Below are 20,209 nucleotides of genomic sequence, written 5' to 3' on the forward strand. Positions count from 1 at the left end.
CCGAAGCGTCAGTCTTCGAGTCCCAACAATTTATCGGCAATGCGGCCGCTGTCCGGCTTGTAACTGCCGTCCGCTATCGCTTGCTTGAGCTGCGCTACCCGTTCGCTGTCCACTTCCGGCAAATCCTTTAGCCGTGCTTCGATCGATTTCATTTGCTGGGCCTGATCGCTCAGCTTGACTGACGACTCACCCGAGGCGGATTTATCCACGCCCGGCTTGTCAGCTGCGTTGTTTTCCACAGCCACGTCGCGTTTGCCTGCAGCCGCGTCGGCCTGGGCTGTGCGCCCGGCACTGTTGGCTCCGTTGGCAGTGTTGAAGTTGATAACCATCGCTTTATCCTCAGACTGAATGCTTCGCTAATAGCTGTAACGGCCGAGGCAGCTAAACCTTTAGTGAATTGTGCGAAAACTATGTGGACTGGTTCGCATTTAGCATTCCGAATGCGCAGTATAGCCAAGTTCGCCAGAGGTATCACATTGCCACCGACACCTGGCCGGGGGCGACCACTCTCGCGCTGACCGTGCGGCCGGAGCGCGTATTCCTGACGCGAATCTGCGAGCCTACCGTTCCGCCCTCCAGCGCTTCTCCGGGCATTTTTACCGATATCTGCGTATTGGCGGCGCTGATCACGACCTTGTCGCCACGTTTAACAATTTCATCCTGCTCCAGTTGCGCTGGGCTGACAACGGTATCGGCGGCGATCGGCCTGCGCAGACGCATCCCCACGGCTTGTTGTGGGTCGGTCAGATAAGCGCCGTTGAGCAGTCCGGTGTCGCGTTCCATCAGGGCGACATCACTCGCGCTGATAACATCCTGGCGGCCTAACGGACGCACCGCGACCAGAACATCCTCAAACAGGCTGACCTGCGCAGGAACGAACAATCGCCAGCGTACATCGCTCTCGCAGGAAAGGCGCACAGTGACGCGTCCCACCGGTACAGCCGGGCTTTCCAGGCTGGCTTTCAATGCATCGTCAGGGCAGACCGCCAGACGCAGGCGCGGATCCAGACGGTTGACCTCAATACTGTAGCGAGCCTGGCGGGTGCTCTGCTGCAGCTGCGTTTGAATTTCGCGCTCAAGAAAAGCCGTGGTCGCGCCGATAAGCTGATCTATGAGCGGGCTGGCAGACAGGCTCGCGGAGAACAGCATGGTCAGCGCGGCGCAGTGTGTACTGAAACGCATACAGGAAACCTTAGAAGAGATGGCGCCGGGTTTATGTCGCTTTGCACCCCTGCAGCAAGAAATGTGCCGCGCTCCAAAAGCTGCACCTGACAAGCCGTACCCTATAAAGTGAGGAGTCACCGATGGCTGGCGTAATGGACTCGGTCAACCAGCGTACCCAGCTGGTTGGCGAGAATCGCCTTGAATTGCTGCTGTTTCGTCTGGCCGGCAACCAGCTTTACGGCATCAACGTTTTCAAGGTCAAAGAAATACTGCAGTGCCCGAAGCTGACCGTCTTGCCACGGCTGAACCCGGTGGTGCGCGGCGTTGCACATATTCGCGGCGGAACCTTGCCGATCATTGATCTGCGCAAGGCGATCGGCGGACCGGGTCTGGCTGATCTGGCGAATACCTTCGTCATCATCACCGAATACAATTACCGCGTGCAGGGCTTTCTGGTCAGCGGCGTCGAACGCATCGTCAATCTGAACTGGTCAGAGATCCATCCACCGCCCCGGGGCAGTGGCCGTGACCATTATCTGACCGCAGTAACCAGGGTCGAGGATCGCCTGGTCGAGATAATTGATGTAGAGCGGATCCTGGCCGAAGTGGTGCCTTTGCAGGAGAATGTCAGCGCTGGCGTTATTGATGAGCAGGCTCAGGCTGCCGCAGTTTCACGCAGGGTGTTGATTGTTGATGACTCCTCAGTGGCACGAAAGCAGGTGTCCCGTTGTCTGCAAGAAGTAGGTGTGGAGATCGTTGCTCTGAATGACGGGCGTCAGGCGCTGGATTGGTTGAAAGCGTTAGCTGATTCCGGCGAAGACGTATCGCAGAGCTTGCTGATGATGATATCGGATATTGAAATGCCGGAGATGGACGGGTATACCCTCACCGCTGAAGTGCGGAACGACCCACGTCTCAAACGTTTGCACATAATTTTGCACACATCCTTGTCCGGCGTATTCAACCAGGCAATGGTAAAAAAGGTAGGAGCGGATGACTTTCTCGCGAAATTCAAACCGGACGAGCTTGCCCGTCGGGTTATCGACAGGCTGCACGCGCCGCGCGGCGGACCTGGCTGACAGGGCGCCTTATTACTGGATGGGGCGGATCGTTTGACGTCTGAACAGCAGTATTTCCATCAGTTTCGTGATTTGCTCGAGAAGTCCTGTGGCATCGTTCTGGGTGACAATAAACAATACCTGGTGGCCAGCCGGCTCAATCGGTTGATGGAGCAGCAAGGCATAAAGCATCTGGGGGAGCTGGTTCAGCGTATTCAGAGCCAGCCCCGCGGGGGTTTGAAAGAATCGGTCATCGATGCGATGACGACCAACGAAACCCTGTGGTTTCGTGATAGCTATCCGTTCGAAGTGCTGAAGAATCGTTTGATACCTGAGTTCATCAAGTCCAATCCCGGTCAGCGCTTGCGTATCTGGTCAGCTGCCTGTTCTTCAGGGCAGGAGCCTTATTCGCTAAGCATGGCGATTGACGAGTTCGAACGCAGCAATCCGGGCCAGCTGCGCTCAGGTGCGAACATCGTTGCGACTGATCTGTCCGGCGGAATTTTGACGGCAGCCAAAAGCGCCGAGTATGACAGTCTGTCAATTGGCAGAGGGCTGGCCCAGGATCGATTGGTTCGGTATTTCGACAATCCCTTGCCGGGCAGGTGGAGGGTCAAGGCTCCCATCCGCAGCCGCGTCGAGTTTCGCGCGCTCAATCTTCTCGAAAGCTATGCGGCCCTGGGTAAGTTCGACATTGTGTTTTGCCGGAACGTACTCATCTACTTTTCTGCCGAGCGCAAAAAAGACATCCTCAGGCGCATCCACGCCACCCTGAAGCCCGGCGGCTATCTGATGCTGGGAGCCTCCGAAGCGTTGAACGGCCTGCCCGAGCTGTACCAGATGGTGCAGTGCAATCCCGGGATCGTGTACAAGACCAGGTAACAGATATCGCGGCGTTGGCAGCGTCGCGCTTGGTTCTTGTGTGCGTCTTCTGCTGTCCCAGCCGGCAGTGTTTCAAGCCAACTCTGGTTCGCGGCGTCAGTCCATCGAGCAAAGTTGTGCCTGGTTAACTGGCGCAGAAACTTGCCGCCTGGCTTGTGGTGGCGCCGGTAAACCGTTGCCGCCTCCTGCCTTCCAGTTCCCTATCTCTTTGAAAGTTAATGCATTGCACTTATGGCATGCGATTTGCTTCGTCACTCTCAACTACGAAAACGGCGGCAATTTGCCGGCTTCAGAAATAAAGAGCTCAGAAATAAAGAGCTCAGAAGTAAAGAGTTCGGAAAAAAGAGTGAGGAGGCTGGGATGAGCTTGAGTTTCGACCGAGCACTTGGATTGCACGAAAAGGCGCTGGCTTTCAGGGCTGATCGCGCCGCCGTGCTTGCCAATAACATTGCCAATGCCGATACCCCCGGTTACCAGGCGCGGGATCTGGATTTTGCGGCCGTTCTCGAGGCTGAGAAAACCGGAGCAGGCAAACCTTTTCAGGCGAGCCAGACCCATTCCCAGCATATGGCAGTGGACGGCTTTATCGATCAGGCGGCAGGACTGCGTTACCGCACCGCGGCGCAGCCATCCATTGATGGCAACACGGTCGACACCCAGGTCGAGCAGGCCAAGTACGCCGAGAATGCTATCGAGTTCCAGGCCAGCTTCACCTTCCTCAACAGCAAATTCAAAGGGTTGATGACAGCCCTGCGCGGAGATTGATCATGTCCCTTAGCCAGGTCTTCAATATTGCCGGTTCCGGCATGAGTGCCCAGTCACTGCGGCTCAATACTGTCGCCAGCAATATCGCCAACGCCGAAACGGTTTCCAGCAGCGTCGACGAAACCTACCGTGCGCGCAATCCGGTATTCGCCACGGTATTCAGTCAGCAGCAGAATGGCGGAGGCTCGCTGTTTACCCCCGAGCACGAAGCGGGAAGCGGGGTGGAAGTGCGTGGCGTCGTCGAATCCGATGCCGAGCTGCAGCCACGCTATCAACCTGACCATCCGATGGCTGATGAACAGGGCTATGTGTTCTATCCCAACGTAAACGTCGTCGAGGAAATGGCGAACATGATGTCCGCCTCCCGCTCCTACCAGACCAACGTCGAAATCATGAATACCGCCAAGACCATGCTGCAGCGCGTGCTGACGCTGGGCCAGTAAGGAGTTTCACTCTATGAGCGTCAGTAACAATCTCGCCGTTGGCGATAGCCTGCTGGATCAGTACAAGGTCGACCAGTCGCGTTTCGCCAAGGGCGACGAGCTCGGCAAGAACGAGTTCATGAACCTGCTGGTCGCCCAGATGAACAACCAGGATCCGCTGTCGCCCCAGGACAACGGCGAATTCATTGCGCAGCTGGCGCAGTTCAGTACCGTCGAAGGCATTGAAAACATGAACACCAGCATGGATTCATTGCTCAGCGGTTATCAGTCCTCCCAAGCCTTGCAGGCTTCATCGCTGGTCGGGCGCAGCGTCATCGTGCCGACCATGAATGCCATGGTCGATACGCAGGAAGGTATCGAGGGCCAGCTGGCGCTGACCCAGCGCAGCGACAACGTCTCGGTCAACGTCTATGACGAAAAGGGCAGCCTTGTGTCGACCGTGAACATGGGCGCGAAGGAAGCCGGCATGCTGGATTTCAAGTGGGATGGCAAGAACGGCAGCGGCGAAACCTTGCCGGCCGGCAAATACAAGTTTGAAGCGCAGGCCTCGATCAATGGTGAGAACAAACAGCTCGCCACGCTGTTGCCGGCCAATGTCGACAGCGTGTCGCTTGGCATGGGGCAGGGCGGGGAAATGGTTCTGAACCTTGCCGGCCTCGGCAGTATCGGCCTTTCTGAAGTACTGACTATCAGCAAATAAACGTCGTCCGAACACGGGACAAGGAGTACAGCATGTCTTTCAACACAGGTTTGAGTGGTATCCGGGCGGCGGCATCTGAACTGAATATCACCGGTAACAACATCGCCAACGCAGGTACGGTCGGCTTCAAGGGTTCACGCGCCGAATTCGCTGATGTGTATGCAGCGTCCGTGCTTGGCTCGGGCAGTAACGCAGTCGGTAGCGGCGTCGTCACAGGCGACGTTGCGCAGCTGTTCAACCAGGGCGCGGTCAACTTCACCGAGAACAGCCTGGACCTGGCGATCAACGGTAATGGTTTCTTTGTCACCAGCAACAACGGTGCGCTGAGCTATACCCGGGCGGGTTATTTCGGGACTGACGCTTCCGGGAATATCGTCAATAACTTTGGCGAACGGTTGCAGGGTTATGGCGTGAATGAGGTCTCGGGAAAAATTCAGGATGGGGTTCCGGTGGATCTTCAGATAAGCACCCGCGCAGCAGAGCCTAACGCAACTACCGTCGTCGAATCGACACTCAACCTGAACTCTACTTCCGTAAGCCCAGCTATCTGGACCCAAGCTTTAGAGGACGAAATTACGCGGTTGTTGGAGCCAACAGAAGAAGAAATAACTGCGGCTGAAGAGGTAGGCAACACGGTATATGACAATTTCGATGAGGACGCTTATAAACTGGACAATCCTGACGCAGATGGCGGTGACATCGAGCAGGCTAAAATCGACGCCAGGAGCGGGGCTGTCGCAACAGAATTGAAGCAGGTGGTTGATGATAGAACTCCAGACGAACGTTCGGCAGCTAGAGTTGCCGCGTTGAGCGTTGCCAGTGGTTCGTTCGTCCCGGCTGATTCCTCTACGTATAACAGCTCCACATCAGTCAACGTCTACGATAGTCAGGGCAACCCGCACGTCATGACCAAGTACTTCGTCAAAACCGGCGGTAATAGCTGGGACATGCACGTAATGATCGGAAACCAGTCGGTGACTGGTGATAGCCCTTTTAAACTGAATTTTGATTCGACTGGTAAACTAGCTACCACCGATCGGGCGTTGGAAGTTGCGGGCTGGGAACCCACGGATAAAGCCGGCCAGCCAACCGGTGCGTTGCCGATGAATTTCGATATCGATTTGAAGGGCTCTACTCAATACGCCGCCAATTTCGCTGTCACTGCCGTTTCCCAGGATGGCTACACCACCGGCGACCTCGCCGGCCTGGAAATCAATGACGAAGGTCTGTTGGTGGCGCGTTACACCAACGGCCAGACCAAGGTTCAGGGCCAGTTGGCATTGGCCTCCTTTGCTAATCAGCAGGGTCTGTCGCCGCTGGGCAAGACTGCCTGGGCTCAGTCATCTGAATCCGGCGAGCCGGTCATTGGCAAGCCCGGCGCGGGTACGCTTGGACGCGTGCAATCCGGGGCGCTTGAGCAGTCTAACGTGGATCTGTCAGAACAGCTGATCAACCTGATCGTTGCCCAGCGCAACTATCAGGCGAATTCCAAAACCATTCAGACCGAAGATGCCGTCACCCAGACCATCATCAATCTGCGTTAACGTTAATAGACGCTGAGCCCCCTCGGGCGTAGCGATCCCCGCGGCAATAGATGGCATTGATCTGCCAGCTATTGCCGTTTTGCTATCCGCGCCAACAATAACTCCTTGATTTCATTACCCATTCGGTATAAAGCGGATGTGGCATGAACTGTGCTTGATACTCCCTAGAGACGTTAAAAGCGGCAATTCCTTGTCGCAGTGGTCGAAACGGGAGTTATGCATGGACAAATCCTTATTCATCTCCATGACCGGCGCCAGCCAGAACATGCTGGCGCAGGGTGCGCATGCCAATAATCTTGCGAACGTCAGCACGCCTGGCTTTCAACGGGATTTCGAGCAGGCCCGGTCAATGCAGGTGTTCGGCGAAACCCACCCGACCCGCGTCTATGCCATGACTGAACGGGCCGGCACCGATATGTCCGGCGGACCCTTGATGGAAACCGGCCGCGAGCTGGATGTTGCTATCGAAGGCGACGGCTGGATTGCGGTCCAGGCACCGGACGGCGGAGAGGCGTATACCCGTGCCGGCAGCCTGAATATTGACACCTTCGGCATCTTGCGCACGTCTAGTGGGATGCCGGTGCTGGGCAATGGTGGTCCGATTGCCTTGCCGCCGTCAGACAAGGTCGAGATCGGTACCGATGGCACCATCACCGTACGTGCGCAGGGCGAAGCCCCCAATGTGCTAGCGGAAATCGACCGCATCAAGCTGGTGAATCCGCCGGGCAATCTGATGCGCAAGGGTGACGACGGATTGATGCGCGTCGAGGGCCAGCTCGAGCAGCCAGCTGATGGCGCGATCAAGATCACCACAGGCTTTCTTGAGGGCAGCAACGTCAATGCGGTGGAGGAGATGACCTCCATGCTGTCACTGGCGCGGCAGTTCGAGCTGCACATCAAGATGATGCGCACCACCGAAGAGAACGCACAGTCCACCAACAAGATTCTTCAAATTAACTGAGGAGCCTCTGAAAACGTAGCGAGCGAAGGTCAGGCAAGGCGAAATTGAGCGAGAAAGCGGAGTTTACGAGCTGTAAATGAGCATTTCGAGCGAGGTTTCAACGCAGCATGGCCGAGCGCAGTAGTTTTCAGCGGTTCCGAATGAGGCTGTGCCGGCCATCGGCACAAGGAGAACACCATGCATTCAGCACTTTGGGCAAGCAAGACCGGGCTAGCGGCTCAGGACACCATGCTTACCACCATTTCCAACAACCTTGCCAACGTCGGCACTACCGGCTTCAAGCGTGATCGCCCTGAGTTCGAGGATCTGCTCTATCAGGTCAAGCGTCAGCCCGGCGCGCAGAGCACCCAGGACACCCAGCTGCCCTCAGGCCTGCAGACAGGTACCGGTGTAAAGGTTGTCGGCACCCAAAAAATCTTTACCCAGGGCTCGCTACAGACTACCGAGCAGCCGCTTGACCTGGCCATCAACGGCAAGGGTTTTTTCCAGATCCTGATGCCGGACGGCAACATGGGGTATACCCGTGACGGCAGTTTCCATCTGGACTCGGAAGGGCAGGTGGTGACGTCCAATGGTTACCCGCTCGAGCCGGGCATTCAGTTGCCCGAAGACGTCCAGTCATTCACCGTGGGTGAAGATGGCACGGTCAGTATTACGGTATTTGGCGATCCGGGCGTGCAGGAAATCGGCAATCTGCAAACGGCTGATTTCATCAACCCCGCCGGACTTCAGGCCATCGGCAGCAACCTGTATATGGAAACCGCCGCCAGCGGTGCGCCATTGGCCGGCAATCCTGGCGAAAACGGCCTGGGCACTGTGCTGCAGAACACCCTGGAAAATTCCAACGTCAGCGTCGTCGAAGAACTGGTCAACATGATCACCACCCAGCGCGCCTATGAGATGAATTCCAAGGTGATCTCCACTGCTGACCAGATGCTGCAATACGTCAGCCAGAATCTGTAACAGGAGTAACCGACTGATGAATGCTCTGCGTTCCGTTTTGCTGGTAGCGACTGTGTCGAGTCTGGCTGCCTGCGTTCAGGTGCCGCCCAAGCCCAATGATCCGGCTTATGCGCCGGTGATGCCGCGCACGCCGATACCGCAGGCGTTGAACAATGGCGCTATCTACCAGTCCGGATTCGAGGTCAGCCTGTATGGCGATCGCAAGGCACATCGCGTCGGGGACATCATCACTATTACGCTGGAAGAACGTACCGCAGCGCGTAAAAGCGCGGACAACGAGATAAGCAAGAACAGCGAGGCGGAGATTCTCAATCCTACGCTGCTGGGTAATGTAGTGGGCGCCAAGGGGCTGGATCTGGGCGTCAGCATGGGCGGCAGCCGCTCCTATGACGGCGACGCACAAGCCAACCAGTCCAACAGCCTGACCGGTTCGATTACCGTCACCATCAGCGAAGTGCTGCCTAACGGCCTGATGCAGGTGCGTGGCGAGAAGTGGATCACCCTGAACAACGGCGACGAGCTGATCCGGATCTCCGGTCTGGTGCGCAGTGATGATGTCGGCCCAGACAACACAGTGCCCTCTACTCGCGTAGCCGACGCACGGATTACCTACTCCGGAACCGGCGCCTTTGCCAACGCCAGCCAGCCCGGTTGGATGAGCCAGTTCTTCCTCAGCCCGCTGTGGCCTTTCTAGGAACATGATGATGCGTACATTGATGGTATGCCTGTGCGTTCTGCTGCTCAGCCCGCTCGCCCATGCCGAGCGGCTCAAGGATATCGCCAGCATTGCCGGCGTGCGTAGCAACCAGTTGATCGGCTATGGCCTGGTGGTGGGTCTGGACGGTTCGGGTGACCAGACCAGCCAGACCCCTTTCACCGTGCAGACCTTCAACAACATGCTGACCGAGTTCGGCATTACGGTTCCGCCGGGCACACGCATCCAGACCAAGAACGTGGCCGCGGTGGCAATTCACGCCGATTTGCCGGCCTTTGCGCAGCCGGGCCAGACCATCGATATCACTGTCTCGTCGATTGGTAACTCGAAGAGCCTGCGCGGCGGCAGCCTGCTGATGACGCCGCTCAAGGGCGCAGACGGTCAGGTCTACGCCGTGGCCCAGGGCAATCTGGTGGTGGGCGGCTTTGGCGCCGAAGGCCGGGATGGTTCGCGGATTACCGTGAACGTCCCCAGCGTCGGACGCATCCCTAGCGGAGCAACAGTCGAGCGTGCGGTCGCGAGTCCTTTCGCCTCCGGCGATCACCTGACCTTCAACCTGAACCGTCCGGATTTCACCACTGCCAAGCGCGTGGTTGACCGCATCAACGAGACCTTCGGGCCGGGCGTGGCGCAGGCGCTGAATGGCGGTTCGATCCGGGTGCGCGCACCGCTGGACCCCAACCAGCGCGTCGATTACCTGTCGATGGTAGAGAACCTGCAGGTGGAGCAGGGCAATGCGACCGCCAAGATCATTATCAACTCGCGTACCGGCACCATCGTGATTGGTCAGGATGTACGGGTGCAGCCCGCTGCGGTTACCCACGGTGGCCTGACGGTGACCATCTCCGAGAACCCGCAGGTGAGCCAGCCGAATGCGCCGTTCAATGACGGGCAGACGGTTATCACGCCGAGCTCGCAGATCGATATCGAAGAGGGCGACAGCCGCATGTTCGTATTCAATCCAGGGGTTTCTCTGGATGAGATCGTGCGGGCGGTGAATCAGGTGGGCGCCGCACCGGGCGATCTGATGGCCATCCTCGAAGCGCTCAAACAGGCCGGCGCGCTGAACGCTGACCTTGTGGTTATCTGAAGGGACACGCCCATGAACATGAATAGCAGCAATATGAGCTATACCGACCTGAACGCCATGAGCCAGCTCAAGGCGGGCAGCAAGGCCAACAGCCCGGAGAACCTGCAGCGCGTGGCAAAGCAGTTCGAATCGCTGTTCATGAACATGATGGTCAAGAGCATGCGCGATGCCAACGCGGCCTTTGCCGAGGGCAACCCGCTGAACACCCCGCAGACCAAGTTCTATCAGGGCATGTACGATAATCAGATGACTATGCATTTGTCTGATAAGCAGGGCGTAGGCCTGGCGGATGTGATGATGCGGCAATTGTCGCCGAACAAATCACCGGCTTCGGCTTCGGCTTCGGTTTCGGCGCAGCAAGCATCGGCCGAGGGCGAGGCTGTGCAGGCCGCAGATCAGTCCGTGCAGCTGGCGCGTCGCCGCCTGGGGATTTCCAGCTACCGCGCCGTTGCTGCCGAAACCGCCCAGCCCGACGCCGCGCCTAAAACCGAGCCGTCAAATGAATGGCAGCCAATGCGTGCTCTGCGCGGGGTGAAGACAGGGCCCGGCAGCATGCAGGCATTGACGCAGCAGGCTTCTGCTGGCCGCGCACCCGCGCATTTCAACAACCCGGCCGAGTTCACCGCTGCAATGCTACCCATGGCTGAAAAAGCGGCCGCGCGGCTGGGTGTCGACCCGCATTATCTGGTAGCCCAGGCAGCGTTGGAAACCGGCTGGGGCAAGTCGGTCATTCGGCAGCGTGATGGCAGCAGCAGTCACAACCTGTTCGGCATCAAGACCCACGGCGTCTGGCAGGGTGACTCCGCCAGCGTGATGACCTCGGAATACCGTGAGGGTGTGAAAGGTCAGGAGCGCGCCAGCTTCAGGAGCTACGACTCCTACGAGCAGAGCTTTGAAGACTACGTCAGCTTTCTGGAGAGTAACGGACGCTACAAAGAAGCGCTGAGCAACACCGCTGACCCGGATCAGTTTTTCCGCGAACTGCAACGTGCCGGCTACGCCACCGATCCGCAGTACGCGCGCAAGGTATCTCAGATCGCACAGAAACTGTTGAATGAGGACGGGTTGGCTAACGCTGCCACCGGTGTCCTCGACCAGGATAAGGCATAAGTCATGGCAGACCTGTTCAATATCGGCCTCAGCGGTCTCAAGAGTTCGCAGACCAACCTGTCGATCACCGGCCAGAACATCAGCAACATCAACACCCCTGGCTATACGCGGCAGACCGCCCTGCAAGCCGCGCGTGATCCGAGCTTTACCGGTGCTGGTTACATTGGCAACGGCACCAACATTGTTGATGTGCAGCGCATTCATAACCAGTTCCTGACCAATCAGGTACGCACCAGCACTTCCATGAACGCTGAGATCACTGCGTTCCAGACACAGATTGAAGAACTGAACGGCTTGCTCGCCGGCAGCGCGACCGGGATCAACCCGGCCATGCAGAGCTATTTCGGCGCGCTACAGACTGCCATTGAAGACCCGTCGAGTCTGCCGGCGCGGCAGCTGTTCCTGGCCGAAGCGGAAGGCCTGGCGGGCAAATTCAATAATGTAGGGCAGCGGTTGACTGCACAGAACGAATTTATCGGCCAGCAGATGGGCACGGTGACCGATCAGGTCAGCCGTCTGGCCAGCAATATAGCGTCCTACAACAACTCCATCGCCAAGGCGTCAGCCCAGGGTGCGCAGCCCAACGATCTGCTTGATGCGCGGGATGAGGCGATTCGGCAGCTGAGCGAGTACGTTGGCGTGACTGTCGTGCCGCAGGATGACAACACGGTCAACCTGTTCGTAGGGACTGGTCAGCCGCTGGTGGTGGGAAATGATGCTTCCAGCCTGACCATCGAACCTGGCCGGACCGACCCTAACAGGGTCGAAATACATCTCAAAAGTGGCAACACGAGCCAGGATATCACTGGTCTGATCAGTGGCGGCGAGCTCGGCGGAATACTGCGGTATCGCGGTGAGCTGGACAATGCGTTGAACTCGGTAGGGCGTCTGGCGCTGTCGATGGCCAGTGAGTTCAATCAGCAGCTGGCGCAGGGGTTGGATTTGAATGGTGAGGTGGGGGCGGGGCTGTTTGCTGATATCAATGCCCCCTCTCTGCAGTCTTCACGTAGTAACGCGCTTGAGGGAAATAAATCAGATTCGGTTCTGAACGTTTCGATTACTGATACACAGAAGCTGACGTTGTCAGACTACGAAGTAACGTTTACGGCACCGCCGGTCGAGGGAATACCTGCCACGCCTCCAATACCTCCGACGGCGACAATAAGAGCCGTTCCAGGGGGGCAGTTGACGGAGCTTAAATTTGAACCAGACGGCACTTCGTTTACTGCGGTTCATCCGAATGGGTTCAAAATTACGGCGCCCGCGTCAATCGACGCTAACGATCGGTTTCTTGTTATGCCGACTCGGTCGGGTGCGGCGGCCATGGATGTCCAGATAAAAAATCCGCAGGACCTGGCTTTTGCTGCGCCTGTTTCGGTTAAGAAGGAATTGAATAACCGTGGTACCGCTAGTGCAGAGCTTCTTCTGACAACGGCCCAAACACTAAATGCCGATGCGTTGAAGGGCACTCTACCGTTGAAGCTGGAACGAACTGAAACCGGTTACAGTTTGACAGGCGCCTCCGATGATTTCGCGTACACCGTATCGAAAGACTTGAAAGAGGTTTCAGTGACCGTCGCCGGCTACGACTTCAAGTTGAAACTGTCTGACCAACCTGCGGCGGGCGACAAATTCGAAATCAGTTTCAATACAGGCACATCGGATAACCGTAACGCCTTGCAACTCTCCAACCTGCAAACTGTCGCAGTGATGGGAAAAAGCGAGGCGAACACCAAGGGTTTCTCCTTTGCCGATGGTTACGGAACCCTGATTCAGCACGTTGGTACCCAGACCGCCCAGGCGCGTTCCGAAAGCGAAGCCAGCGGAGCTGTACTCAAGCAGGCGACCAATAATCGCGATTCGGTGTCGGCGGTGAATCTGGATGAAGAAGCAGCCAACTTGATGAAGTTCGAGCAGTATTACAACGCCTCGGCCCAGGTTATTCAGATTGCACGTTCGATATTCGATACATTGATCAGCAGCATCCGCTGACAGGGAAACGGCCATGCGTATTTCGACAATACAGGCATTCAATAACGGCGTGCAGGGAATGCAGAATAACTACAGCAACGTGACGCGCACCCAGGAGCAGATCAGCTCCGGCAAGCGCATCATGACGCCTGCGGACGATCCGGTCGGGAGTGTGCGCCTGCTGCAGTTGGACCAGCAAGCCGGCAAGCTTGAGCAATACAAGGGAAACCTGACCGCGGCAAACAATAGCCTGATGCAGGAAGAGGCGACGCTGAACTCGGTCAACAATATCCTGCAGCGGGTGCGCGAGATCACCCTTGAGGCGGGTAACGGTGCGCTTGATCAAGGCGGTCGGGAAGCTTTGGCACAAGAGCTAGCTGAGCGTGAGAAAGAGCTGTTCGGGCTGATGAATTCCAAAAACGCCCGGGGCGAGTATCTTTTTGGTGGGTACAAGAGTGATGAGCCGCCCTTCGTGAAAGAGGCCGATGGCAGTTATAACTACAAGGGCGATGAAGGGCAGCGTTTTGTCCAGATTGCCGGTTCAAAGTCCGTTGCGATCAATGACAATGGCAAGGAGTTGTTTGTTGATATCTCTAACACCAATCGTGTGGAGACCCGCTCGACCTCATCGACTGCGCGAATTTCTCTGGGCGAAATAAATGATGAAGCACTCTTTAACGAGCACTTCGCTAATGGCGGTAGCGAAACGCTAAGTTTTGTTTTGGATGATAGCGCTGAGGATGGCTTGAGCAGAGACGCCGAAGGCCGTTTGCAATTGCATTTCGGCTCTGAGTCCGGGGGCGACCCCAGGCCAGCATATGCTCTCACTACGAACGAGGATGGTTCCTACAGCACCTCGATACACGGTCTATCCATCACTATCGATGGAGACCTCAGCACTGGTAGCAGCTTCTCCATCGAGAACAAAGAGAAGCGCGGCATCCTTGATACCATCTCGCTGTTGCGCACGAGCCTCGAGAATGGCGGCGACAGCACAGATGACAAACGCATTCGCAGCGAAGCGTTGTCGGTCAGCCTGCAAAACCTCGACAACGCTATGAACAAGGTCCTCGGCGTACAGACCTCGATTGGTGCGCGGATGAATGTTATCGAGTCCACCCAGAACGAGCATGCTGAAGCGGAGTTGATCAATACCACGGTCAAATCGGGTATCGAGGATCTGGACTATGCCGAAGCGCTCAGTCGTTTGAGTCTGGAGTCGGTGGTGCTGCAGGCGGCGCAGCAGAGTTTCGTCAAGATTAGCGGGATGAGTTTGTTTAATCTGCTGCGCTAGTAGTCATCCCTGGGGTTGTCGAGCGCCTGCTCGACGACTGGGTCGATGTGGCGCAAGGCCTTGGCGTAGCGCAGGCGCGCCACACCCCCAGGACGGCGCTGGTTTTTCCTGGGGTTGGCGCGCGCCTGCGCGCCGACGGGTTCAGAACAACGATTGACTCTGTGTTGAACATGAGCGTGTGGCAAGGCCTTGGCGTAGCGCGGGCGCGCTACACCCCCAGGGGGGCGCTGGCGTAGCGGCGCCAGAAGGGTTTTTCGTGAGGTTGGCGTGCGGCTCGGGCCGCGTTCGGACGCGCCGACAGGTTCGAACTCGCCGACGGGTTCAGGCTAGCGACTGGTCTAGCAATGAACATGAGTGTGCGGCGGAACTTGGCGTAGCGCAGGCGCGCTACACCCCCAGGGAGGCGCTGGCGTAGCGGCGCCAGAAGGGTTTTTCCTGAGGTTGGCGTGCGGCCCGGACCGCGTTCGGACGCACCGACGGGTTCAGACTAACGATTGATTTTGTGGTGAACATGGGCGTGCAGCAAGACATTGGCGTAGCGCGGGCGCGCTACACCCCCAGGTAGGTGCTGGCGTAGCGACGCTGAATGGGTTTTTCCTGGGGTTGGCGTGCGCCTGCGCGCCGACAGGTTCGAACTCGCCGACGGGTTCAGGCTAGCGACTGGTCTAGCAATGAACATGAGCGTGCGGCGGAACCTGGCGTAGCGCAGGCGCGCTACACCCCCAGGGTGACGCGGCGAGTTCCAGGCGGACGCCGTCCTCTGTAGTTCCCTTCAGTGTTTCGTATCGCATGCATCCTCAGCCAGATTGTCCAGAATCGGGCATTCGGGTCGGGCGTCGCCTCGGCAGCAGTCTGCCAGATGGGCCAGTGAGTCATGCATGGCCTGTAATCCGGCGATTTTTTCCTCGAGCTCCAATAAATGATCCTTCACCAGCGATTTGACCTCGGCGCTACTGCGTTCGCGGTTCTGCCAGAGCGCCAATAACTGGCTGATCTGCTCGATGCTGAACCCCAGCGTGCGTGCTCGATGAATGAAACGCAGCGTGTGCAGATCTCGGTTGTTGTAGCGCCGGTAGCCCGCCGCACTGCGCTCGGCGTAGGGCAGCAAGCCAATGCTTTCGTAGTGGCGGATCATTCGCGGGGTGAGCCCGCTGGCCTTTGCGGCTTCACTGATATTCATGCGATCTCCGGTTTCCAGCGTTTGAGTAACAACGCGTTGGCGACGACGCTGACGCTACTTGCGGCCATCATGGCGCCGGCCAGCATGGGGTTCAGCAGGCCAACTGCCGCGAGCGGAATCCCTACGCTGTTATAGACGAATGCCCAGAACAGGTTCTGCCGGATCTTGTGCCAGGTATGACGCGAAATATCCAGCGCCGCCGGGACCAACTGCGGTTCGCCGCGCATCAGCGTGATGCCGGCGCTGTGCATTGCCACATCCGTACCAGTAGACATGGCCATTCCGACGTCCGCAGCGGCGAGCGCGGGCGCATCGTTGATCCCGTCGCCGATCATGGCAACTACCCGGCCCTTGGCGCGCAGCGCTTCAACGTGCCTGGCTTTATCGGCGGGTAATACCTGCGCCTCGACGTGGCTGATGCCCAGTTCACGACCCACTGCTCCGGCGGCTGCCTGACTATCTCCGCTGATCAACCAGCTTTCGATACCCGCCGCAGTCAGTTGGTCAACGGTGGCCCGGGAAGAGGCCTTCAGGGTATCGGCAAACGCCATGAGGGCGACCACTCTGGGCTGACCATCATCGATTCCGAGCCAGGAAATGGTCCGACCTTCGGCTTCGTGCTGTTCGATAGTCTGCTCCCAGGCAGACAGATCCATGCCTTGTTCGCGCATCAGCAAAGCATTGCCGAGCCAGGCCTTGTGCCCCTCGACCATGCCGCTGGCGCCACGACCTGCATGCACGCGGAAATCCTTGGCAGGTTCTGCTTTCACGTCCTGATCAGCAGCATGATTCAGTAGCGCCGTGGCCAATGGATGCTCGGCATGTTTCTGAATCGATGCGGCCCAGGCCAGCGCCTGTGTGTAGGGTGTATCGCCGGTTTCGAATGCTTTCAGTTCCGGCTTGCCTTCGGTGAGCGTGCCGGTCTTGTCGAACACGACGCTATCGACCCGATGCGCCAGCTCCAGCGCCTGGGCATCGCGAATCAGAATGCCGTGCCGGGCAGCGATGCCGGTACCCACCATGATCGCAGTGGGCGTCGCCAAGCCGAGCGCGCAGGGGCAGGCAATTACCAGCACGGCGATGGCATTGAGCAGTGCCTGCTCAGCGCCGAACCAGAAGCTGCCAATGCCCCAGGCCAGTAACGCAATCACCACCACAATCGGGACGAACACCGCGCTGACGCGGTCCACCAGTCGCTGGATCGGTGCCTTGGAGGCCTGTGCGCTTTCCACCAGGCGCACGATGCGCGAGAGCATGGTGTCGTGGCCGACAGCGGTGGTTTCCAGTATCAGTACACCGTCCAGGTTCATTGCACCGGTGCTGACTAGTTCGCCGGGCTGGCGACTGACCGGCAGGCTCTCGCCGGTGAGCATGGATTCATCGACGTGACTACCGCCTTCGCGCACCATTCCGTCGACCGGGATACGTTCGCCCGGTTGTACCACTATCAGGTCAGTGGGTTTGATCTGATCAAGCGGCACCATGCGATCTCCCTCGGGGGTTCGCAGGCGTGCCGTGTCCGGGCGCAGTGCGGTGAGCGCACGGATGGCTTCAAGCGTCTGCCCCTTGGCCCGACTCTCCAGATACTTGCCAAGCAGCACGAAGGTGACGATGACCGCGGACGCTTCGTAATACAGCACGGGCATCTGCCCGGCGGGGGTACTGATGACATGCCATGTGCTCAACGCCCAGCCTGCTGAAGTACCCATGGCGACCAGCAGGTCCATGTTCCCGGTGAAGTTGCGCAGGGCGTGCCAGGCGCCACGATAGAAGCGGGCGCCGAAACCGAATTGCACGATGGACGCCAGCACCAGCTGGATCGTGGGCGGCACCATCAGGTCATGCCGACCAAAGAGTTCTGGCACCATGCCCAACGCGAGCGGGGCGCTTAGCAGCGCTGCGGCGATCAGGTGCCAGCGCTGGTGACGCAGCTTCGCCGATTGCTGTTCGGGATCCTCAGCGCGACCTTCATCCAGCCATTTGCCCGGGTAACCGGCTTTGTCCAATGCAGCAAGAACAGCCGAATCATCTGTGCTCGGCAGCAGGGTGATACGCGCCTGCTCACTGGCCAGATTGACCTGCGCACCCACTACGCCAGGAACGCTCAGAAGCGCTTTTTCTACCCGGCTGACACAACTGGCACAGGTCATGTCAGCAATGGCGAGCTGCCGGTGTTCGGTTGTGACGCCATAGCCGGCCCGGTCCAGCGCTTCGCAGGCGGGACCGAGCTGCTTCGGATCGTCGATCTCCAGACGCGCGGTCTCTGAGGCCAGGTTGACCTCCGCCGAGCTGATGCCGGTCGCTTTGTCCAGCACCTGCTCGATGCGGCGCACGCAACTGGCGCAACTCATGCCGTTTATATGAAGGGTAACAGTGCTCATGTGCGGTTCCTCGTAACCAGTTACCAGAGCATGGCGCTTGACATGATGTCAAGGTCAAGCCGGCGGGCTCTGAACAGCACACGAACTTACACCGGTAAGGGTCGGTCACAAGCAGGACGCCGCCGTTGCTGGGCAGCGGTGAATCGGGCGGACGGGATCGTCGAGGTGAAACTTGATATTCCATGATACGGCGTGTGATGGAGGGCCGGTTCCATCCCGGCCGGCGTAGCTGTCGAAGATAGCTGTGCCGAGGTGGAACTCGACAGTCCCTCGACCGGCGCTGTAAGCAAGTTCAGTGGGCCAATCGTGACTCACATATCGGCTTCGAGTCTGGTCATGCAAAAAACAGGAGCGGGATGGATACGGTAGATCTGGGCGTCCTGCGCCGAGCCAGAGAATGGCTGCGCGAAGGACATGATGTGGTGCTGTATACGGTAATCGAGACCTGGGGTAGCGCGCCGCGCCCGGTCGGTTCGTTATTGGCGCTGCGTGACGATGGCCGGGTCGAGGGTTCGGTTTCTGGCGGCTGCATTGAGGATGATCTTTTAGCCAATCCGCCGCCTCACGACCCGCAACAGCATTGCCAGATCATCAATTACGGCGTCAGCAAGGAAGAATCCGCGCGCTTCGGATTACCCTGCGGCGGTACCTTGCGTCTGCTGCGCGAGCCGCTGACCGATTCCGGCTGGCTTGATGTGTTGCTTGAGCGCTGCGCCGCGCATGAGCGTGTAACGCGAGAAGTTGAGATTGCGAGCGGTGTCGTTACTCTGTTTCCGACGAATGAGCATGAATCCCTTCAGTTCGACGGCGAAAGACTCCGTGCGCCTTTCGGGCCGGCCTGGCGTCTGTTGCTGATCGGCGCCGGTCAGTTGTCGCGCTACGCCGCAGAGCTGGCCGTCGGTCTGGGTTTCGAGGTGCTGGTCTGCGATCCGCGTGAAGGTTATCAGTATGACTGGCCGGCGCTGGGTACCCGTTTCGTTGCAGGTATGCCGGATGATGCGGTGGTAGCGATCGAGCCGGACGCGCACACCGCTGTGGTCGCTCTGACCCACGATCCGGTGCTCGACGATCTGGCGCTACTCAAGGCGCTGGAGTCCGAAGCCTTTTATGTAGGCGCGCTCGGCTCGCGGGTCAACAACGACAAACGCAGGACGCGCCTGGTGTCGCTGGGTCTCGCCGAGTCGGCGGTGGCACGCCTGCACGGACCGATCGGCCTAGCCATTGGTAGCCGCACACCAGCGGAAATCGCGCTGTCGTTAATGGCTGAGATCGTGGCCATCCGTAACGGTGTCGGGGCGCGGTTCAATGTCTGACCTGCGCTCGAACGTCTGCACGATAGTCCTTGCAGCGGGGCAGGGCAGTCGCTTTCGCGAGCGGCATGACACCGACAAGATGCTGGCTCACTGTGAGCGCACACCAGACTCCCGGCTCGTGATCGAATCTACGCTTGGGGCGCTGCGAGGCGTTGCCGAGAAGCTTGTTGTCGTTGTGCGGCGTGACAATCGTGAATTGCTCGCCTGGCTTGATCAAGAAGCAGCGCATTTTGATGCAGCGGTGCTTACCGTTCGTACCGATGGGATGGGCCACAGTCTGGCTCAGGCGGTAGCCCAGTACCCAGCGCAACGCGGCTGGCTGGTGGCGCTTGGTGATATGCCTTATGTCAGGCCCGATACGGTTCAGCGTATTGCTGAAGCGATTCGCCCGGAAAGGGCGGTGGTCCCGGTGAATCAAGGACAGCGCGGTCATCCGCGCGGGATTGGCACGCTGCATCAGAACACACTGCTCGGACTGAAGGGCGACCGGGGGGCACAACAGCTGTTTGCGCAGAGTGATGTCGTTGAGTTGGCCGTGGATGATCCCGGGGTGTTAGTGGATATCGACCGGCCGGAAGATGTGCTGCAACGCAGTCAGCGTTCGATAACACCTGAACGATCCGCTTTCTTCCGGGGTCGTACGTCACTGAAACCCTGATAAAACACGCATTCAGC

19 protein-coding genes are annotated in these 20,209 nt (G+C 58.4%); 15 read left to right on the forward strand and 4 right to left on the reverse strand.

Annotated elements, in window-relative coordinates; translation table 11 throughout:
- Positions 1-8 precede the first annotated feature (8 nt).
- Together flgM and flgA are read right to left on the reverse strand one after the other, a co-directional pair.
- Complete coding sequence (flgM, locus tag G3M63_RS11495; RefSeq protein WP_163983193.1) at positions 9-329, reverse strand: flagellar biosynthesis anti-sigma factor FlgM; 321 nt, start codon at positions 327-329, stop codon at positions 9-11.
- A 142-nt stretch (positions 330-471) separates the two neighbouring features.
- Positions 472-1,182, reverse strand: coding sequence for a flagellar basal body P-ring formation chaperone FlgA (gene flgA, locus G3M63_RS11500; RefSeq protein ID WP_163983195.1), 711 nt, complete (start codon positions 1,180-1,182; stop codon positions 472-474).
- A 122-nt stretch (positions 1,183-1,304) separates the two neighbouring features.
- Between flgA and G3M63_RS11505 the strand changes: the two genes are divergently transcribed.
- The 13 genes from G3M63_RS11505 (at position 1,305) to flgL (ending at position 14,660) form a co-directional block, all read left to right on the forward strand.
- Entirely contained in the window at positions 1,305-2,243 is a 939-nt protein-coding gene (locus tag G3M63_RS11505) for a chemotaxis protein CheV (protein WP_150300396.1), read from the forward strand.
- 33 nt (positions 2,244-2,276) lie between these two features.
- The gene (locus G3M63_RS11510; RefSeq protein WP_163983197.1) at positions 2,277-3,104 is read left to right on the forward strand and encodes a protein-glutamate O-methyltransferase CheR; all 828 of its coding nucleotides are present in this window, start codon (positions 2,277-2,279) and stop codon (positions 3,102-3,104) included.
- Positions 3,105-3,464: 360 nt separating this feature from the next.
- Positions 3,465-3,869 (forward strand): flagellar basal body rod protein FlgB, encoded by a 405-nt coding sequence (gene flgB / locus G3M63_RS11515; protein WP_163983199.1) that lies wholly within the window; start codon positions 3,465-3,467, stop codon positions 3,867-3,869.
- Positions 3,870-3,871: 2 nt separating this feature from the next.
- The gene (gene flgC / locus G3M63_RS11520) at positions 3,872-4,312 is read left to right on the forward strand and encodes a flagellar basal body rod protein FlgC (protein WP_150300392.1); all 441 of its coding nucleotides are present in this window, start codon (positions 3,872-3,874) and stop codon (positions 4,310-4,312) included.
- Positions 4,313-4,325: 13 nt separating this feature from the next.
- Complete coding sequence (flgD, locus tag G3M63_RS11525; RefSeq protein ID WP_163983201.1) at positions 4,326-5,012, forward strand: flagellar hook assembly protein FlgD; 687 nt, start codon at positions 4,326-4,328, stop codon at positions 5,010-5,012.
- A gap of 32 nt (positions 5,013-5,044) precedes the next feature.
- Positions 5,045-6,556, forward strand: a complete 1,512-nt coding sequence (locus G3M63_RS11530) for a flagellar hook protein FlgE (RefSeq protein ID WP_163983203.1) — start codon at positions 5,045-5,047, stop codon at positions 6,554-6,556.
- Between the two features lie 220 nt (positions 6,557-6,776).
- A complete protein-coding gene (gene flgF / locus G3M63_RS11535; RefSeq protein WP_163983204.1) occupies positions 6,777-7,517 on the forward strand; it encodes a flagellar basal-body rod protein FlgF in 741 nt (246 codons plus the stop codon).
- A gap of 177 nt (positions 7,518-7,694) precedes the next feature.
- Entirely contained in the window at positions 7,695-8,480 is a 786-nt protein-coding gene (flgG, locus tag G3M63_RS11540) for a flagellar basal-body rod protein FlgG (RefSeq protein ID WP_150300388.1), read from the forward strand.
- Between the two features lie 16 nt (positions 8,481-8,496).
- A complete protein-coding gene (gene flgH / locus G3M63_RS11545; RefSeq protein ID WP_150300387.1) occupies positions 8,497-9,174 on the forward strand; it encodes a flagellar basal body L-ring protein FlgH in 678 nt (225 codons plus the stop codon).
- A 10-nt stretch (positions 9,175-9,184) separates the two neighbouring features.
- Positions 9,185-10,285, forward strand: coding sequence for a flagellar basal body P-ring protein FlgI (locus G3M63_RS11550; protein ID WP_150300386.1), 1,101 nt, complete (start codon positions 9,185-9,187; stop codon positions 10,283-10,285).
- Positions 10,286-10,297: 12 nt separating this feature from the next.
- Positions 10,298-11,395, forward strand: coding sequence for a flagellar assembly peptidoglycan hydrolase FlgJ (gene flgJ / locus G3M63_RS11555; RefSeq protein ID WP_163983206.1), 1,098 nt, complete (start codon positions 10,298-10,300; stop codon positions 11,393-11,395).
- Positions 11,396-11,398: 3 nt separating this feature from the next.
- Complete coding sequence (gene flgK / locus G3M63_RS11560; RefSeq protein WP_163983208.1) at positions 11,399-13,387, forward strand: flagellar hook-associated protein FlgK; 1,989 nt, start codon at positions 11,399-11,401, stop codon at positions 13,385-13,387.
- Positions 13,388-13,400: 13 nt separating this feature from the next.
- On the forward strand, positions 13,401-14,660 hold the full coding sequence (flgL, locus tag G3M63_RS11565; RefSeq protein ID WP_163983210.1) for a flagellar hook-associated protein FlgL: 1,260 nt from the start codon (positions 13,401-13,403) through the stop codon (positions 14,658-14,660).
- A gap of 772 nt (positions 14,661-15,432) precedes the next feature.
- On the opposite strand, the gene cueR is transcribed toward flgL, so the two are convergent.
- Together cueR and G3M63_RS11575 are read right to left on the reverse strand one after the other, a co-directional pair.
- Positions 15,433-15,840 (reverse strand): Cu(I)-responsive transcriptional regulator, encoded by a 408-nt coding sequence (gene cueR / locus G3M63_RS11570; protein ID WP_163983212.1) that lies wholly within the window; start codon positions 15,838-15,840, stop codon positions 15,433-15,435.
- Entirely contained in the window at positions 15,837-18,221 is a 2,385-nt protein-coding gene (locus G3M63_RS11575; protein WP_163983214.1) for a heavy metal translocating P-type ATPase, read from the reverse strand. Before G3M63_RS11575 ends, cueR begins: the two co-directional genes overlap by 4 nt.
- Before the next feature lie 356 nt (positions 18,222-18,577).
- On the opposite strand from G3M63_RS11575, the gene G3M63_RS11580 reads away from it, so the two are divergent.
- Both G3M63_RS11580 and G3M63_RS11585 read left to right on the forward strand, forming a co-directional pair.
- A complete protein-coding gene (locus tag G3M63_RS11580) occupies positions 18,578-19,534 on the forward strand; it encodes an XdhC family protein (protein WP_163983215.1) in 957 nt (318 codons plus the stop codon).
- Complete coding sequence (locus G3M63_RS11585; RefSeq protein WP_163983218.1) at positions 19,527-20,192, forward strand: NTP transferase domain-containing protein; 666 nt, start codon at positions 19,527-19,529, stop codon at positions 20,190-20,192. The genes G3M63_RS11580 and G3M63_RS11585 overlap by 8 nt, the downstream gene beginning before the upstream one ends.
- Positions 20,193-20,209: the final 17 nt, after the last annotated feature.

Origin of the sequence: Pseudomonas sp. OIL-1 (assembly GCF_010669185.1) — a bacterium.
In the GTDB taxonomy this organism is placed as follows: Bacteria; Pseudomonadota; Gammaproteobacteria; order Pseudomonadales; family Pseudomonadaceae; genus Halopseudomonas; species Halopseudomonas profundi.

Coding starts and splice junctions, on each gene's coding strand:
- flgM (WP_163983193.1), bottom strand. CDS start 329: ATGGTTATCAACTTCAACACTGCCAACGGAGCCAACAGTGCCGGGCGC.
- flgA (WP_163983195.1), bottom strand. CDS start 1,182: ATGCGTTTCAGTACACACTGCGCCGCGCTGACCATGCTGTTCTCCGCG.
- G3M63_RS11505 (WP_150300396.1), top strand. CDS start 1,305: ATGGCTGGCGTAATGGACTCGGTCAACCAGCGTACCCAGCTGGTTGGC.
- flgB (WP_163983199.1), top strand. CDS start 3,465: ATGAGCTTGAGTTTCGACCGAGCACTTGGATTGCACGAAAAGGCGCTG.
- flgC (WP_150300392.1), top strand. CDS start 3,872: ATGTCCCTTAGCCAGGTCTTCAATATTGCCGGTTCCGGCATGAGTGCC.
- flgD (WP_163983201.1), top strand. CDS start 4,326: ATGAGCGTCAGTAACAATCTCGCCGTTGGCGATAGCCTGCTGGATCAG.
- G3M63_RS11530 (WP_163983203.1), top strand. CDS start 5,045: ATGTCTTTCAACACAGGTTTGAGTGGTATCCGGGCGGCGGCATCTGAA.
- flgF (WP_163983204.1), top strand. CDS start 6,777: ATGGACAAATCCTTATTCATCTCCATGACCGGCGCCAGCCAGAACATG.
- flgG (WP_150300388.1), top strand. CDS start 7,695: ATGCATTCAGCACTTTGGGCAAGCAAGACCGGGCTAGCGGCTCAGGAC.
- flgH (WP_150300387.1), top strand. CDS start 8,497: ATGAATGCTCTGCGTTCCGTTTTGCTGGTAGCGACTGTGTCGAGTCTG.
- G3M63_RS11550 (WP_150300386.1), top strand. CDS start 9,185: ATGCGTACATTGATGGTATGCCTGTGCGTTCTGCTGCTCAGCCCGCTC.
- flgJ (WP_163983206.1), top strand. CDS start 10,298: ATGAACATGAATAGCAGCAATATGAGCTATACCGACCTGAACGCCATG.
- flgK (WP_163983208.1), top strand. CDS start 11,399: ATGGCAGACCTGTTCAATATCGGCCTCAGCGGTCTCAAGAGTTCGCAG.
- flgL (WP_163983210.1), top strand. CDS start 13,401: ATGCGTATTTCGACAATACAGGCATTCAATAACGGCGTGCAGGGAATG.
- cueR (WP_163983212.1), bottom strand. CDS start 15,840: ATGAATATCAGTGAAGCCGCAAAGGCCAGCGGGCTCACCCCGCGAATG.
- G3M63_RS11575 (WP_163983214.1), bottom strand. CDS start 18,221: ATGAGCACTGTTACCCTTCATATAAACGGCATGAGTTGCGCCAGTTGC.
- G3M63_RS11580 (WP_163983215.1), top strand. CDS start 18,578: ATGGATACGGTAGATCTGGGCGTCCTGCGCCGAGCCAGAGAATGGCTG.
- G3M63_RS11585 (WP_163983218.1), top strand. CDS start 19,527: ATGTCTGACCTGCGCTCGAACGTCTGCACGATAGTCCTTGCAGCGGGG.